Source organism: Sodalis sp. RH19 (genome assembly GCF_047324215.1).
In the GTDB taxonomy this organism is placed as follows: Bacteria; Pseudomonadota; Gammaproteobacteria; order Enterobacterales; family Enterobacteriaceae; genus Acerihabitans.
This window is the reverse complement of record NZ_CP178734.1, coordinates 2,448,867-2,464,910: the sequence shown is the minus strand read 5'-3', so window position 1 is coordinate 2,464,910 and position 16,044 is coordinate 2,448,867. Positions and strand designations below refer to the sequence as shown.

Below are 16,044 nucleotides of genomic sequence, written 5' to 3'. Positions count from 1 at the left end.
ATTCAGCCCAAATGCGTATGCCGCTCCGGCGCCGGCCCGGTGTCCATTGCCGCAATGCCTTGCACAATGCCGCAGCCATCCACCCGCTGTTCCCGCTGGCAGCGCCGGCGCAGGTCGGTAAGCTGCCCCTTAAGCTGGGTAAGCTCTGCGATGCGCGCCTCCACGTGGGCGATATGCTCCTCAAGCAGATGGTTGACCGCGCCGCACCCGGCATCGGGCTTTTCAACCAGATCCAGCAACTGGCGAATTTCCCCGTGGGTCATATCCAGCACGCGGCAGTGGCGGATAAACCGCAGGCGCTCCACGTGCTGCGGCGTATAGCTGCGGTAATTGGTCGCGGTGCGCAGGGGCGCGGGCAGCAAACCCTGTTTTTCATAAAAACGCACGGTTTCCACCGTGCAATGCGCCGTTAACGCGACTTCACCGATTTTCATCACGGGCTCCTTTATTATATGGCTTGACTCTATAGTAGCTTCAGGGTGTGCAATACGCCATAACGGATGCTAACAGGAGCACAACATGGCTTTTCAGCGCATGACCCCCATCACCACTCCCCGCGACTGCTGTCGCGCCCGTGTTTCAGGGCCATTAGGCCAGGATAACCCGCCTCAGCCCTGCTGCCGGACGGATGCGGCGCACTCCGCCACCGCCAGTGCGGCCAGTCCGGGCGCGGCCGGCTTTCCCGCCGGCAGCCTGATCAGCCGCCTGTATATCGCCCAGATGGATTGCCCGACGGAAGAGGGCATGATCCGCAAGGCGCTGGGCGGTATGCCCGGCGTGCAGGGCATGGAGTTCAACCTGATGCGGCAGGTGCTGACCGTCGCTCATAGCGAAGGCGCCCTGCCCGCCGTCGAGGCGGCGATCCGCGCGCTGGGCATGGACAGCAGCCCGGTGGTGGACGCTCGGCCGCCGGAGACGCCGGCGGCTAAACCCTGGTGGCCGCTGGCGCTGGCGGGCGCGGCGGCGCTGGGCGCGGAAGCGTGCCACTGGGCGGGATGGCCCCAATGGGCGGGGGCGGTATTGGCGCTGGCGGCCATTGCCGTCTGCGGCCTGGAAACTTACCGGAAAGGCTGGATTGCGCTGCGCCACGGCAATCTGAATATCAATACGCTGATGAGTATCGCCGTCACGGGGGCGATGTTGATTGGCCAATGGCCGGAAGCGGCCATGGTGATGGTGCTGTTTACCCTGGCCGAGCTTATCGAGGCCAAATCCCTGGACCGGGCGCGCAACGCCATCCGCGGACTGGTGCAGCTCAGCCCTGAACTGGCGACGGTGCGGCTGCCGGACGGCGGCTGGGCCGACGTGGCCGCCGGGGATATTGCGCCGGGCCGGATCGTGCGGGTAAAACCCGGCGAGCGCATCGCTCTCGACGGCGTGATCACGGACGGCGCCTCAAGCGTGGATCAGGCGCCCATCACCGGTGAGAGCCTGCCGGTGGAAAAAACCGCCGGCGATACGGTGTTCGCCGGCACGATTAACGGATCGGGCGCGTTTGAGTTCCGGGTGACGGCCGCCGCCACCCAATCCACCCTGGCGCGCATTATCCATGCGGTCGAGGAAGCGCAGGGCGCGCGCGCGCCCACCGCGCGCTTTATCGACCGGTTCGCGCGGATCTATACGCCGGCGGTGTTTGTCCTCGCCCTGGCCATCGCCCTGGGGGCGCCGCTGTTGTTCGGCGGCGGGTGGTACGAATGGGCCTACCGGGCGCTGGTGATGCTGGTTATCGCCTGCCCGTGCGCCCTGGTGATCTCGACGCCGGTGACCATCGTCAGCGGCCTGGGCGCGGCCGCCCGCCACGGTATTCTGATCAAGGGCGGCGTCTATCTTGAGGAAGGCCACAAGCTCGCCTGGCTGGCGCTGGACAAGACGGGCACCATTACCCATGGCAAACCGGCGCTGACCGATACCGTGCCGCTGGCGCAAGGGGAGGGGCGGGACCCGGTGCTTGTCGCCGTCGCCATCGCCTCCCGCTCCGATCACCCGGTCTCCCGCGCCGTGGCGACGGCGGACCGGGGCAATGACGCGCCGCCGCCGGACGTCGCCGATTTCGGCGCGCTGCCGGGACGCGGCGTGCGCGGCACGGTGGACGGCGTACAGTACCAGCTTGGCAACCATCGGTTGATTCATGAACTGGGGGTGTGTACGCCCGAGCTGGAGGCGCGGCTTGGCGCGCTTGAGGCGCAGGGCAAGACCGTTATCATGCTCAGCGACTGCGAACGGGTACTGGTGTTGTTCGCGGTGGCGGATACCGTAAAGGAAAGCAGCCGCGCCGCCATCAAGGCGCTGCAGGCTCTGGGCATCAAAACCGTGATGCTGACCGGCGATAACGCCCATACCGCCCGCGCCATCGCCAGCCAGGTCGGCATCGACGAGGCTCTGGGCGATCAACTGCCGGAGGACAAGCTGCGCGCGGTGGAGGAGTACGCGCGCCAGGGCAAGGTCGGCATGGTGGGCGACGGCATCAACGATGCCCCCGCCCTGGCCAGGGCCGATATCGGTTTTGCCATGGGGGCGGCGGGCACGGATACCGCCATTGAAACCGCCGATGTGGCGCTGATGGATGACGACCTGAATAAAATAGTGCGCTTCGTGCGCCTGTCGCGCACCACGAGCCGGGTGCTGGTGCAGAATATTACGCTGGCCCTGGGCATCAAGGCCGCCTTCCTGATCCTGGCCATGCTGGGCATGGCCACCATGTGGATGGCGGTGTTCGCCGATATGGGGGCCAGCCTGCTGGTGGTGGCGAACGGACTGCGCCTGACGCGCCAGTAGCGCCGGCGGCCGTTTTCCGCCGTTCGGGCGCAGCGCGGTCACTCCTGCCGCGCCTGGACCTCCGGCGCGGCGCGATCGAACAGTCCGTTTTTCAGGATGTCCTCGGCATAGAGAAAACCGATGCCCATCACCTGCTGTTGCCGGCTCAATCCGCCCACCAGAATCTGTGTCGCGTTGTCTATGGCGGTCTCGGCGTGATCGAAGGGATTATAGCGGGTTTGCTCATGGATGATCGCCAGCCAGTCGGCGCCGAATTGACAACTGCGGCCGTAGAGATAAATACGGTTGATATTCAGGATATTGAGGAAATTATACAGGCTCAGCCCGATCGCCCGCGCCGCGTTCTGCACCAGCAGGCGCACCGACGGGTTGCCGGCGTGGAATTCACTCAGCAGCCAGGCGGTGGTGATCTGCTGGTTTTCCAGGTCGTTGTCCGGGGTCATTTTTAACTGCATCCTGACCTTTTTCTTCAGGGAAGAGAGCGAGGCGATGGTCTCCAGGCAACCGTAGCGCCCGCACGAGCAGGCCGCCCCGTCGGGATCGATAATGGTGTGGCCGATTTGGCCGCTGCCGAACAGCGTACCGCGATAGATGTCACGATCGATAACGAAGGATGAGCCGATGCCGTAATCGACGTTGATAACGCAAAAATCACCGGCGTTAGCCCGGTTCTGCCATTTCTCCGCCAGCGCCAGCATCACGCAATCATTGTCCATCAACAACCGGGTAGCCAGTTTCTCTTCCAGCAGATAACGCAGTTCAACGGGCTCGTGCCACAACGCCTGGGGCATTCTTTCCGACACGCCGGTGCGCGGATTGACCTGGCCGTGGATGGACAGCGCAATGCGCAGCGGCGTCTGTGGATCATGCTGGCGATATCCATGGTACTGCCGCTCGATTTCCTGCGCCAATTGCCCGGGCGTGGCAATCCGCGCCGGCTGCTGCCGCAGGGGCTGCAGCGGCTGGACCAGACCATCCACCAGGACGCTTTCAATCAAAAAAGGCGAGATATTCAGGCACAGGATATTGCCCCGGGTGGCGATTTGGAAGCTGCCGCTGTTGTTGCCGCGCTTGTGCAAATTGCGTGCTGAACGGCACAAATAACCCTCCGCAAGCAATTCATCCAGAATATTGCTCACCGCCTGGATGCTCAATTGACTTAATCGTGCCAGCGTAGACTTGCTGGCGATTTTTTCGCGGTATAAGTGGCTGATTATTACTGCTTTATTATGACCGCGCATCATATGGCTGTTCATGCCGCAGAGGTTCATTCACTCAACTCACTTAACTGTATTGCGTGACCGCTTGACGAATATTGACCACAAACTGTCCTTTATACTGCCTCCTCTGATTTGTTTAATCAAAACTTTAATTGAGGCGGCTATGACAGGTACAGTGAAGATGTGGCGGGAAAGCGTGTCGATTCCCACTTACCTGACCGGTGGGCAGGATACGCATCCGATGTTTCTGGAACATCGGGTGTACCAGGGATCGTCCGGCGCGGTCTATCCCTACGGCGTAACGGATACCCTGACCGGGGAAAAAGCGCCGCGGGAGTATCAGGCGCTGTGGCTGGAAAACGATTATCTGCGGGTCATGCTGTTGCCGGAACTGGGCGGGCGTATCCAGCGCGCCTACGACAAGATCAAACAGCGCGATTTTGTCTATCACAACGAGGTGATTAAGCCCGCCCTGGTGGGCCTGCTCGGGCCGTGGATATCCGGCGGCATCGAATTCAACTGGCCGCAGCATCACCGGCCGACCACCTATATGCCGGTGGATTACCGGCTGCAACAGCACGAGGACGGCGCCTGCACGGTCTGGCTGGGCGAGCTGGAGCCTATGCGCGGCCTGCAGGTCATGACCGGGTTTACCCTGTATCCGGATCGGGCGTTAATCGAAATTTCGGCCAGGATCTTCAACGGCAACGATACGCCCCGTCATTTTTTATGGTGGGCGAATCCGGCGGTAAAAGGCGGCGACGATCACCAAAGCATCTTTCCGCCCGATGTCACCGCGGTATTTGATCACGGCAAACGCGATGTATCCACGTTTCCCATCGCCACCGGCACCTACTATAAAGTCGATTATTCCGCCGGGGTGGATATTTCCCGTTATAAGAATATCCCGGTGCCCACCTCGTATATGGCCTATAAGTCGGACTACGATTTTGTCGGCGCTTACAGCCATGATGAGCAGGGCGGCTTACTGCATATTGCCGATCATCATGTGTCGCCCGGGAAAAAACAGTGGACCTGGGGCAACGGCGAGTTCGGCCGCGCCTGGGACGCTAACCTGACCGACGCCAATGGCCCTTATATTGAATTGATGACCGGGGTATTTACCGATAACCAGCCGGATTTCAGCTGGCTGGATGCCGGGGAAGAAAAGCGCTTTGTGCAGAATTTCCTCCCTTACAATACCCTGGGCACGCTGCAAAACGCCAATACCACCGCCGCCCTGAAACTGGAAAGAACCGCGGCGGGATTGATATGGGGGCTCTACGCGGTGGCGATACTGCATGGGTATCGTTTGGTTATCCGCGACCAGCGCCTGCCGGCGCCGCTACTGGATATCACGGTGGACCTGACCCCCACCCAGGCGTTACAGGAAGAATTAGCGGGCGATTTTTCCGGCCGGTTGTCCATCGAACTCAGGGATACGCAGAATAACGTGGTCCTCAGCTACCTTGAGCACCAGCCCACGGACGCGCCTTTGCCGGCCCCGGCCCAGCCTCCGCGCCCGCCCGCCGATATCGACAGCGCCGACGAAGCCTGGTTTATCGGCCAGCACTTGGAACAATATAACCATGCCGGACAGGGCGCGGACGAGTATTACCGGCGAGGGCTGGCCCTGGACGCCGGCGACTACCGTTGCAACCTGGCGCTGGCGATAAAAGAGTATAACCGTGCCGGCTATGAGCAGGCGATCGCCTATGCCGATGCCGCTTTAGCCCGTAGCCATCGCCTGAATAAAAATCCGCAGGACGGCGGCGCCAGCCTGATACGCGCCTGCGCCTGGGAACGCCTGCGGCAATGGGATCGCGCCTATGAAGATTTTTATCGCGCGACCTGGAGCGGCAACGGCAAGGAAGGGGGCTTTTTCGGTTTGGCGCGCATCGCCGCCCGCCGCCGGCAGTGGCGGGACGCGTTAGCCTTTGCCGACCAGAGCCTGCTGAGCAACGGCGCCAATTATCCGCTGCTGGCGCTGAGGGCCGTCCTGCTGCAACGCACCGGCCAGCTGGCTGAAAGCCTGGCGTATATTGAACGGCAACTGCAGGTCTATCCCCTGCATTATGTGCTGTTTGCCCTGCGTTATCTGTTTGATAACCAGGAAGCATCGCTTGCCGAGCTGCGCCGGGTCACCGGCGATCGGGGCGTTAACGCCCTGGGCATCGCCACTACCCTGCTGTCGTTCGGCCTGCGTGACGAGGCCCTCGCCATCCTGACGCTGCTCGACAGCCGGGAAACCCTGCCGCTGTATTTACGCGCCGTCCTGGCAAAAGGGACGCTTTCGCCAGAGCAATACCTGGCGTTACTGCAGCAGGCGCGGGATAACTTCGGCCGCTTGGTGCGGTTCCCCAACCAACTGGCGGAAGTGGCGATGCTGGAACAACTGCCTGAGTGCTATTTCGCCCAGTATCTGCTGGGGTGCTTCCATTACAGCAAACGCAACTACCCGCGGGCGGTGGACTGCTGGCGGCGCAGTCTTGCGCTGCAGCCCGCTTTTGCCGGCGTCTGGCGCGACCTGGGGGTTTTCTATTTCAATAAGCAACAGGATCGCCGGCTGGCCGCCCGCCATCTGGAACAGGCGTTCACCCTGGCCCCCACCGACGCGCGCCTGCTGTTTGAAGGGGATTGCCTGCGCAGGTTATGCGGGGTCAAACCGGCGGAACGCCTGGCCAAACTGACGGCGCATATGCCTGTGGTCCTCAGGCGCGACGACCTGATTGCCGAGCTGCTGAGTTTATATAATCAGCTCGGGCAAGTGGAAAAAGCGCTGTCGGTGCTGTTGTCCCATGTCTTCCACCCCTGGGAAGGCGGCGAGGGTAAAGTGACCGCCCAATACCTGATCGCGCAGCTTCGCCAGGCCCATGGCGCGCTTGCGGCGGGTAAGCCGCATACCGCGTCGTTAAGCCTGCAGGCGGCGCTGCGCTATCCGCCGAACCTGGGGGAAGGGCGGCTGGTGGGGCAAACCGACAACGATATTTACTTCTGGCTGGGCATTTGCGCGCAGCGCCTGGGGGACGACGTACAGGCGCGGGCGCATTTTCAACGGGCGGCACGGGGCAACGGCGAGGTCAATGAAAGCCGTTATTACAACGATCAGCCGGTGGATTATGTGTTCTACCAGGGCGCGGCGCTGGCGCGCCTGGGCCGCGTCCGGGAGGCGCACGACCTCTTTACCGCCCTGCGGCACTGGTCCGACGCCGCCCTCGACCGGCCGGCGGCGACGGACTTCTTTGCGGTATCCCTGCCCGATTTAGTGGTGCTGGACAATGACCCGGCACAAAACCACCGTCAGCACTGCCTGTTTGTCGGCGCCCTGGCAGCCCTCGGGCTCGGCGATACCCTGCGCTGGCAACAGCAGCTCGACGCCTTGCTCGCCTGTAATCCCAACCATGATAAGGCGCAGTTATTCGCGGTGTTGGCCCCTACGCTGACCGGCGAATTGCAGGACTGCTCACAACAAAACCAATAGGGGTGGTCTCATGAAAAGCACAAGTCCGTTGAATTTATCCTACGTCTGGGCTATCTGCCTGGTGGCCGCCTGCGGCGGTCTGCTGTTCGGTTATGACTGGGTGGTGATAGGCGGCGCCAAGCCGTTCTATGAAGCCTATTTTGGTATTACCAATCCGGCCCAGTCCGGCTGGGCGATGAGTTCCGCCCTGGCGGGCTGTGTGGCGGGCGCCATCGCCTCCGGCACCTTGTCCGAGCGCTTTGGCCGCAAGCTGCCCCTGCTGCTGGCGGCGGTGATGTTTACCCTGTCGGCCTGGGGCGCGGCGATGGCGCATAATTTCTCTTTATTCGTGGCGTTTCGCATTATCGGCGGGCTCGGCATCGGCCTGGCGTCGGCATTATCGCCGATGTATATCGCCGAAGTCAGCCCGGCGGAAAAACGCGGTATTTTTGTCGCGGTGAATCAGTTGACCATCGTTATCGGGGTGCTGGCCGCCCAGTTGGTGAATCTGATGATCGCCGAACCGGTGGCGGCGCATGCCGGCATGGCCGACATCGCCCAGTCCTGGAACGGCCAGATGGGCTGGCGCTGGATGTTCGGCTCCGGCGCGGTGCCGGCGGTGGCGTTTTTGCTGCTGCTGTTTATGGTGCCGGAGTCGCCGCGCTGGCTGGTGAAAGTGGGCCGTTTCGACCAGGCGGAAAAGGTGCTGGCCAAAATCGGCAACGCCCAATACGCCCGCACCATGCTGGCGGAGATCCGCCAGTCCATGGCCGGGGACGATACCCGCCGGGTACGGTTGCCGCAGTTGTTCTCCCGCCGGGTAAGGCCGGTGATGATCATCGGCATCGTGTTGGCGGTATTCCAGCAATGGTGCGGCATTAATGTGATCTTCAATTATGCGCAGGAAATTTTCGCCTCCGCCGGATTCGATATCAACGATACGCTCAAATCCATTGTCGCCACCGGCCTTATCAACCTGATTTTCACCCTTATCGCCCTGCCGCTGGTGGATAAGCTGGGCCGCCGCAAGCTGATGCTGCTGGGGTCGCTGGGGCTGACCATTATCTACGGTTTAATCGCCGCCGCCTACGCCATGGGCATCCTGGGCCTGCCGGTACTGTTGCTGGTATTGGTGGCCATCGCCATTTACGCGTTGACCCTGGCGCCGGTCACCTGGGTGCTGCTGTCGGAAATCTTCCCCAACCGGGTACGGGGCATGGCGATGGCGGTCGGCACCTTTTCCCTGTGGGTGGCCTGTTTCCTGTTGACCTACACCTTCCCGCTGTTAAACGCCGCGCTGGGCGCGTCGGGCAGTTTCCTGCTCTACGGCGTTATCTGCCTGGCGGGTTTTACCTTTATCTGGCGCAAGGTGCCGGAAACCAAAGGCGTCACGCTGGAGGCGCTGGAACAACGCTTCGGCGACCAGGCGGAGCTGGATTATGAACAGCATCACGCTAAGTAACGAGGCGCTCGTCTTGCGGTGCCGGGCGCAGGGCGGCGCGGTATTAAGCCTGGCCACCCGCAGCGGGATCGCGATCCTGCGCCCGGCACGGGATCCCCTGGCGCCGCCGGGGGAGTGCGCCTTATTCCCGATGCTGCCGCTGGCGAACCGGGTGGAGGGCAATGCGTTCAACTGGCGGGGGCGGACGATCACCTTTCCCCGCTCGCCCTGGGACGAACGGTTTTTTTTACATGGCGACGGCTGGCTGTCGGCCTGGACGGTGGCGGACTCTGCGCCCGACGCGGTGGCGTTTTCCCTCTCCCGCACGCTGACGGACATCTGCCGTTACCGTGCGCAGCTGAGCTATCAACTGCGGGACCATGCCCTGCTGGCCACCCTGAGCATCACCAATACCGATGCCCAGCCGTTTCCTTTCGGGCTGGGGTTTCATCCGTTTTTTTGCAAAACCCCGGCCATGACGCTGTGGTTTCAGGCGCGGGGCTACTGGCCGGAGCGCGCCCATCACCTGCCGGCGGACTGGCGGGAAGAGGTGCCCAGCGGCTGGGATTTCGCCACGCCCCGCTTGCCGGGGGCGGGCTGGATGAATAATGCCTTTTCCGGCTGGACCGGCAGGGCGGTATTGCATGATGCCGGCAGCGGCGCCACCGTTACCCTGGACAGCGCGACGGATATCCTGATGGTCTATCAGCCGCAAAACAGCGATTTTATCTGCCTGGAACCTCAAACCCATCCGGTGAACGCCCATAACCAGCCCGGCATGCCGGGACTGGCGGTGCTGGCGCCGGGCGGGACCCTGCGGCTTGCCATGCGCATCGGCTGGGCCGGGACGACGGCGCGGCGGCGGTCCTCCCCGGGCTAACCGGCGTCACGAAGGCAATCCGGGCAGCGGCGATACACTATCTTGCTAAAGGGAGTTGTTTCCCGCAGTAAAAAGCCATTAACATGCAAGCTTATGTTTGTTATGGCAGGGTTAACGATGAGTGACGCGTACGTTTCAAATGCCGAGATGGCGGCCCCATTAACCATTTATGAAGAAGATTTATCGGTTCGCATCGACGCCTTGCCGGCAACCGCCGGCCTGTGGCGGTTTATCATACTGCTGGCCCTGGGCGGTTTTTTTGAGCTGTATGATTTGTTCCAGACCGGCTATATCAGCGGCGGACTGGTGGCGGAAGGCATTTTCCATACCGGCGCGCAGGGGGTGTTCGGCGTCTCCGATCAGGCGGCGTTCGCCTCGGCCACCTTCCTCGGCTTGTTTATCGGCGCCAGCCTGCTCAGTCCGTATGCCGACAGGTATGGCCGCCGGCTGACCTTTATGTTCGCCCTGGCCTGGTACGGCCTGTTTTCGTTATGCCTGGCTTTTCAGCATCAGGCGGAGTGGATTATTTTCCTGCGTTTTATGGTGGGCGTGGGGTTGGGCATCGAACTGGTGACCATCGACACCTATCTGGCGGAATGGACCCCGGCGGGTCTGCGCACCAAGGCGTTCGCCTTTTCGTTTTTCATCCAGTTCCTGTCGGTGCCCGCGGTGGCGCTGATGTCCTGGTGGCTGGTGCCGCAGACTATTTTCGGCTTGACCGGCTGGCGTTATGTGGTCATCGCCGGGGCCGTGGCGTCGCTGGTCATCTGGCTGGTGCGCAAGAAATTGCCGGAATCGCCGCGCTGGCTGGTGCAGCAGCGGCGCTACCGCGAGGCGCGCGAGGTGATGCTGGAGATGGAAAGACGCTGCGGCATTACCGCCGCCGTTGATTTCCCCCGGCGCGACCAGGCGCCGGCGACGGCGAAAGCCGGCACCTTCCGGGACATCTGGTCCGCGCCCTATCGCGGCCGGACCCTGATGCTGTCGGTGATGAATTTTTTCCAGGCCATCGGCTTTTTCGGTTTCGGCAATTGGCTGCCGGCGCTGCTGGCGGGCCGGGGCGCCACCATTACCCACAGTCTGCTGTACGCCTTTTTTATCACCCTGGCGTATCCGCTGGGTTCCCTGTTATGCAGCCTTTACGCTGATAAAATGGAAAATAAATGGCAAATCGTTTTATCCTGCCTGGTGACCGTTATTTTCGGCGCGCTGTTCGCGGTGCAGAATAATCCGCTGCTGCTTATCATATGCGGTTTTTTTGTCACCTGGTCCAACGCCTGGCTGACCTACAGCTACCATTCCTATCAGTCGGAGGTGTTTCCCACCTTTATCCGCGCCCGCGCCGTGGGGTTTTGTTATTCCTTCAGCCGGCTGTCGACGGTGTTCAGCAGCATCATTATCGGCCTGTTGCTGCAGCATGCGGGCGTGCAGGGCGTCATCGCGTTTATCGTGGTCAGCATGCTGATTGTGATGGGCGTGATTGCGGTGTTCGGCCCGAAAACGCGTGGTCTTGATCTGGAAGATATCTGATCTGATGCCGCCTCGTCACGGGCTATACAATCAATCCGCGGGTGTCGCTGCGGATCTTCGCCCAGCGGACGCTTTTTCAGAAATGATATGTGCCTTGGGCGCCGGCGTGGCCGCGTCCCAGATAGCCGATAATCTGGTGGGCGATGTCATATACTGGGCATCTTCTCGAACTTTTTGCGATAATCGCGTGGACTGACGGCCAGATGATGGCGAAATATGCGGGAAAAATAGAGCGGGTCGTCATAACCCACCGCCAGCGAAATCTGCGCAATGGACAGATGGGACTTCTGCAATAAATCGCAGGCGCGGGAAACGCGCTGCTTTTCCCGCCAGGCAAAGATGGTTTGTCCCATTTCGCGCTTGAACAGATGCGCCAGGCGCGACGGCGATAAAAATGTCATGCGCGCCAGATGATCGATGCGGATTTCTTCGTCAATATGTTCATTAACGTACTGGCAGAGCGACTTCACCCGGGGGTCGAGATTATGACGATTGCTTATGGGCTGCCGCTCGAAGCACATCAGGATAATGCGTTCCAGGGCATTCATCGCCAACGCGTCCGCCAGCGATTCGTTGGCCGCGTTGTGGTGGATGACCTCCTTAAACAGCAAGGTCATGTCCTCGACATTGCCATCCAGCCGCAATCTGCCGATGCCGTCCCCGGTTGCATCCCAATGCAGCCAGTCGATCCAGTAGGGGCGGGGGATAAAGTAAATCCACAGATGGTCCCAGGCGTTGCTGCCCTCGGCCCGGCCGTAGTGATGAGGAATGCCGGGGGGGAACAGCAGCATATCATCCTGGCGACAGATAAAAGGCTCGGAAGGGGTATGGATCAATCCTTCGCCCTTCTGCGTCAGATGAAGCATATATCCTTTCATGCCGTTGGGCCGGTTTATGAAAAAGTCCAGCTTGCTGCCGGGTGAAATTGGCGTAAACCCCGATACCATATAGGCATTGAAGGTAAAACTTTTCATCAGCGGCGAAAAATTTACCATATCGGCATCATTCATCTTCACCATGGGTAATCCCCGATATCCTGTCTGTCCATTGCATTATGATAATAGCTACAATATCTGTTTATCTGTTTTTGCGCCCGGTATCAATCAGGGCGATAGCGCCCTGCCGATAAATCCACCGCCAGATGGTCATAGATAGCATCCAATTTATAAAAATACAAAATCAGTAAATTAATTGCCGCCAGGATAAGCGGGAAGAAAATAAACATAAACTCGATGGTATACACCACGCTTTGCGGTTGGACGGCGGCGCCCCCGCTGACGAAACCGACGGCGCCGAGTACCCAGCCGACGCTGGCGGTGCCAAGCCCCATGCCGAGGGTCTGGCCTAGGGTGCCGGCGCTGAACAGGATCCCTTCCAGGCGCAGTTTGGTGGTCCATTCACCATAATCAATCGTATCCGCCAGAAAGGCGAACATGGTGGCGCCGATACCGCAAAAGCCCACGCTGCGCACCGCGGTGGAGATGATAATAAACAGCGAATCCTGCTTATTTAATAACGGGATCAGATAGGCGACGCAGCATATCACCAGTCCCAGCATGGCCAGTTTGCGCTTGCCCAGGTGCTTCATCAGCATGGGGATTACCAGCAAGGTAAGCAATCCTGGGATGTATTGCGCCATGCTGATATAGGATATAAGCGTAACATCCTGCAGAATATATTTGGAATAATAAACGCTCACGGTCGTCAGCGCCGTCAGGCTGGTAAAGGTAACCAGCAGGTAACAGAAAATCATGATCCAGTAACGGTTGGCGCGCATCGAGCGCACTACCTGTCCCGCGGTAATATGGCGGGTATTGTCCTGGCGCACCGGCCGTATCCTTTCCCGGGTGCCCATACCGGTTATCAGCAAAAACAGCGCGGTAAAAAAACCGTAAATGCCGAATACGATGATCCATGACGTGGCCGAATTGCCAAAGAAAGCCACTAACGGCAGGGTACAGACGCCGACGGTCAGTGAACCGCAGGTGGAAAGCCCTTTGCGGAATACGCTGAGGATGCCGCGTTCATAAGCGTCGCGGGTGATCAGCGCCAGCATGGATCCATAGGCGATGTTATTGGCGGTAAAAAAGATGTTGGCCAATAGGTAGGTAACGCAAACGTAAGCCACCTTGGCGCCGTAGCTAATATCCGGCACGGTCGACATCAGGAACGCCGACAGGCCGAAGGGCACCGCGGTCCATAACAACCAGGGGCGGGCTTTGCCGTAGCGGGTGTTGGTTTTATCAATACGAATACCGATAAATATACATATTACGCCGTCAAGAGCACGGGCGAAAAACATCAGCGAACCCACCACTACCGCGGAAACGCCGACAACATCAGTATAAAAATACGCCAGAAAGGTCACCATCATGGTATACGTCAGATTGGTGCCATAATCGCCGATTCCAAAAGCCAGCCGTTCGGAAAACCTGATTTTCCCTAGGTCCTCGTTTTGAATTCTTTCGCGCATTACTCCTCCTCCACCAAAATAATGGCAACGTCCCAGTCATTGAGATTTATAATGTCGCCTTTTTTTACCGCATTATTATTCAACAACGTTGTTCCCCGGCGGCACGGCACGGAAAATTGCTGCGGTTGATGTGAATAGTTCAGATAGAACAGCACCGTTTCACCCCGGCGCGTCTCGGCGCGTTTGCGGATCACCGGGAAGCGATGTCCGGACAGTTCCGCCGCCAGCGGAAGATCGCCCAGCACATAAGCGTACAGTTGTTCCAACGCGGCCGGCGAAAGCGGACAGCCGATATACACGGCGGAACCTTTGCCGTATCGGTTGCGGGTAATTGCCGCATATTTACCCCAGTACTGATGCTGGTAGCGTGCGATCACTTCAACGCTTGGGGTGTCGGCTTCCAACAGCTCCATCCAGTCCTCTATCCTGGCGTCTGCGGCGTTTAATTGCAGCACATCGGAGCTGAGAGACACGCTTTCCGGCGCGGCAAACAGCTGATAGGTCACGCCGCAGGCCTCAGAAATAATGCCGGGTTGGGGTAGGGTCCTGACCTTCAGATGCTCGTTGGCAAAGCCGGATTTAAAGGAGTAGATCATGTGGCCGCCCGCGGCGACATATTGGTTCAGGCGGGTCAGCACGGCGTCCGATGCCGCGTAGAGTAGCGGGGCCACCAGTAAATCGTAGCGGTCGATGCGCGCATCGTCGGCGCTGAGAATATCCACTTCGATATTAAGACGGTATAAAGCGTCATAATATGCGCGGAACACATCATTATACTGATGCTCCGTGGGTCGGCCAAACTGATGACCCCGGTAAGGATGCCAGTCAATAGCCGTCAGGCTATCATTACTGACCAGCAACGCCACGCGATTGGTTTTTTTCAGGCCCACAAGCGCCGGCGACAATTGCGCCAGCTCTCGCCCGATACGTTGCGCTTCATGATAAACCGGGTTGGGCCGCAGATCGTGGCTAAGCAACCCTTTCCAATAGGTTTCATAGGAATTGTGAATGGAGTGCCAGTGCCAGTAGCCCACCAGCCTGGCCCCGGAGGCGATATGGCTAAAGGCTTGCAACCGCAACTGGCCCGGATAAGGCGTCCATTCCTTGAAGGCCTGCGCCTGCGTTTCCAGCACCAGGTAATTATCGTCCTTTGTGGTACGGGCAATATCGCCGGCAAAGGCGATTTCCGCCCCGGTCAGGCGATCCTGGCTGGGATGATAAACATCAATGCCGGTAATAGTCAGCGTAGCGGCCGCCGCAAAATGGTCCACTTCACTTCGGATGCCAAAAGAATATGTGCGCCAGTCAAAATCGAAATTATGGGTAATAAACTGCGCGTCTGATTTATATTCTCCGACAATACCTGCCTGCCAGTGGAGAAAATCCGTAACCAGCCCGCGCTGGAACTTTTGAAATTCCGCTCCCAGGCTGGCATTGATGGTGCCCTCCACGGAAGGGAAATCCTCCCAGGCATCGACGCGGTTGCTCCAGTAATCAAGACCGAACGCTTTGTTTAACCGATCAAGATCGTTATTAAAAATTGATTTCAGATATTTAACGAAATCTTGCTGCACATGGCTGCCGGATGTTTCGTAATATTTTGTTTCATTATCAATTTGAAAGCCAATCACGGCGGGATGATGTGCTGTCGCCGCCATCAGCTTGCGAATAATTCTTTCCGCATATCGCAAATAAATAGGGCTGGTAATATCCATTTTTTGTCGAGGCCCGTATTTATTGATGCCATGAGGCGTCGTGGCCATTACTGAAGGATGTTTTTTTACCAGCCATGCCGGGATGGCGTAAGTGGGTGTTCCTATTATAACGGCAATGCCGTTTTTATGCATTTTATCCATTACTGTCAGTACAGATGAAAAATCAAATATACCATCCTGTTTTTCGTAAGTACTCCAGGTGCTTTCCGCTATACGTACATAATTTATTCCAGCGTCTTTCATCATCTTGATATCATCATCAAGTCTTTCTTCTGGCATATATTCACGATAATAAGCGACGCCATATAAAAATTTATCCATTAATATCCCTTAGTGGCGGTGATTGCTAGGGCTAACATATCCCAATTGCTGCTGATAAAAATTAAATTAGCTGCCGCAGACATAGAGAAAACTGCTGCCGGGAATTTGTTATGATCCGCGTCACAAAACGCCAATGCCGGCCACGCGGCCGCCGCGCGCGCCTGGTCATGCCCAGTCCGTGCCGGGTCGGCTGGCTTTTCACTCTTGACTACAAAAATAGCGGGGGTTT

10 protein-coding genes are annotated in these 16,044 nt (G+C 59.0%); 5 read left to right on the top strand and 5 right to left on the bottom strand.

Features of this window, described 5'->3' with window-relative positions:
- Window positions 1-2 precede the first annotated feature (2 nt).
- Window positions 3-434: a Cd(II)/Pb(II)-responsive transcriptional regulator gene (gene cadR, locus ACL2XF_RS11090; RefSeq protein ID WP_413728600.1), complete on the bottom strand. Its 432-nt coding sequence runs from the start codon at window positions 432-434 to the stop codon at window positions 3-5.
- An 85-nt stretch (window positions 435-519) separates the two neighbouring features.
- Between cadR and ACL2XF_RS11085 the strand changes: the two genes are divergently transcribed.
- Window positions 520-2,775, top strand: a complete 2,256-nt coding sequence (locus tag ACL2XF_RS11085; protein ID WP_413728599.1) for a heavy metal translocating P-type ATPase — start codon at window positions 520-522, stop codon at window positions 2,773-2,775.
- Window positions 2,776-2,813: 38 nt separating this feature from the next.
- Here the strand turns inward: ACL2XF_RS11085 and ACL2XF_RS11080 are convergent, their stop codons facing one another.
- The gene (locus ACL2XF_RS11080) at window positions 2,814-4,046 is read right to left on the bottom strand and encodes an ROK family transcriptional regulator (RefSeq protein ID WP_413728598.1); all 1,233 of its coding nucleotides are present in this window, start codon (window positions 4,044-4,046) and stop codon (window positions 2,814-2,816) included.
- A 112-nt stretch (window positions 4,047-4,158) separates the two neighbouring features.
- Here ACL2XF_RS11080 and ACL2XF_RS11075 point away from each other — a divergent pair, with 112 nt between their 5' ends.
- From ACL2XF_RS11075 to ACL2XF_RS11060, 4 genes are all read left to right on the top strand, one after another.
- Complete coding sequence (locus tag ACL2XF_RS11075; RefSeq protein ID WP_413728597.1) at window positions 4,159-7,476, top strand: DUF5107 domain-containing protein; 3,318 nt, start codon at window positions 4,159-4,161, stop codon at window positions 7,474-7,476.
- Between the two features lie 10 nt (window positions 7,477-7,486).
- Window positions 7,487-8,917: a sugar porter family MFS transporter gene (locus tag ACL2XF_RS11070; RefSeq protein WP_413728596.1), complete on the top strand. Its 1,431-nt coding sequence runs from the start codon at window positions 7,487-7,489 to the stop codon at window positions 8,915-8,917.
- A complete protein-coding gene (locus tag ACL2XF_RS11065) occupies window positions 8,895-9,776 on the top strand; it encodes an aldose 1-epimerase (protein ID WP_410015571.1) in 882 nt (293 codons plus the stop codon). Before ACL2XF_RS11070 ends, ACL2XF_RS11065 begins: the two co-directional genes overlap by 23 nt.
- A gap of 147 nt (window positions 9,777-9,923) precedes the next feature.
- Complete coding sequence (locus ACL2XF_RS11060; RefSeq protein ID WP_413728804.1) at window positions 9,924-11,306, top strand: MFS transporter; 1,383 nt, start codon at window positions 9,924-9,926, stop codon at window positions 11,304-11,306.
- Window positions 11,307-11,452: 146 nt separating this feature from the next.
- Here the strand turns inward: ACL2XF_RS11060 and araC are convergent, their stop codons facing one another.
- The 3 genes from araC to ACL2XF_RS11045 all read right to left on the bottom strand — a co-directional run bounded on the left by araC (window position 11,453) and on the right by ACL2XF_RS11045 (window position 15,815).
- A complete protein-coding gene (gene araC, locus ACL2XF_RS11055; protein ID WP_413728803.1) occupies window positions 11,453-12,322 on the bottom strand; it encodes an arabinose operon transcriptional regulator AraC in 870 nt (289 codons plus the stop codon).
- A gap of 83 nt (window positions 12,323-12,405) precedes the next feature.
- Window positions 12,406-13,779, bottom strand: coding sequence for an MFS transporter (locus ACL2XF_RS11050; protein ID WP_410015570.1), 1,374 nt, complete (start codon window positions 13,777-13,779; stop codon window positions 12,406-12,408).
- Complete coding sequence (locus ACL2XF_RS11045) at window positions 13,779-15,815, bottom strand: beta-galactosidase (protein WP_410015569.1); 2,037 nt, start codon at window positions 15,813-15,815, stop codon at window positions 13,779-13,781. Before ACL2XF_RS11045 ends, ACL2XF_RS11050 begins: the two co-directional genes overlap by 1 nt.
- Window positions 15,816-16,044 lie beyond the last annotated feature (229 nt).

Coding starts and splice junctions, on each gene's coding strand:
- cadR (WP_413728600.1), bottom strand. CDS start 434: ATGAAAATCGGTGAAGTCGCGTTAACGGCGCATTGCACGGTGGAAACC.
- ACL2XF_RS11085 (WP_413728599.1), top strand. CDS start 520: ATGGCTTTTCAGCGCATGACCCCCATCACCACTCCCCGCGACTGCTGT.
- ACL2XF_RS11080 (WP_413728598.1), bottom strand. CDS start 4,046: ATGAACCTCTGCGGCATGAACAGCCATATGATGCGCGGTCATAATAAA.
- ACL2XF_RS11075 (WP_413728597.1), top strand. CDS start 4,159: ATGACAGGTACAGTGAAGATGTGGCGGGAAAGCGTGTCGATTCCCACT.
- ACL2XF_RS11070 (WP_413728596.1), top strand. CDS start 7,487: ATGAAAAGCACAAGTCCGTTGAATTTATCCTACGTCTGGGCTATCTGC.
- ACL2XF_RS11065 (WP_410015571.1), top strand. CDS start 8,895: ATGAACAGCATCACGCTAAGTAACGAGGCGCTCGTCTTGCGGTGCCGG.
- ACL2XF_RS11060 (WP_413728804.1), top strand. CDS start 9,924: ATGGCGGCCCCATTAACCATTTATGAAGAAGATTTATCGGTTCGCATC.
- ACL2XF_RS11050 (WP_410015570.1), bottom strand. CDS start 13,779: ATGCGCGAAAGAATTCAAAACGAGGACCTAGGGAAAATCAGGTTTTCC.
- ACL2XF_RS11045 (WP_410015569.1), bottom strand. CDS start 15,815: ATGGATAAATTTTTATATGGCGTCGCTTATTATCGTGAATATATGCCA.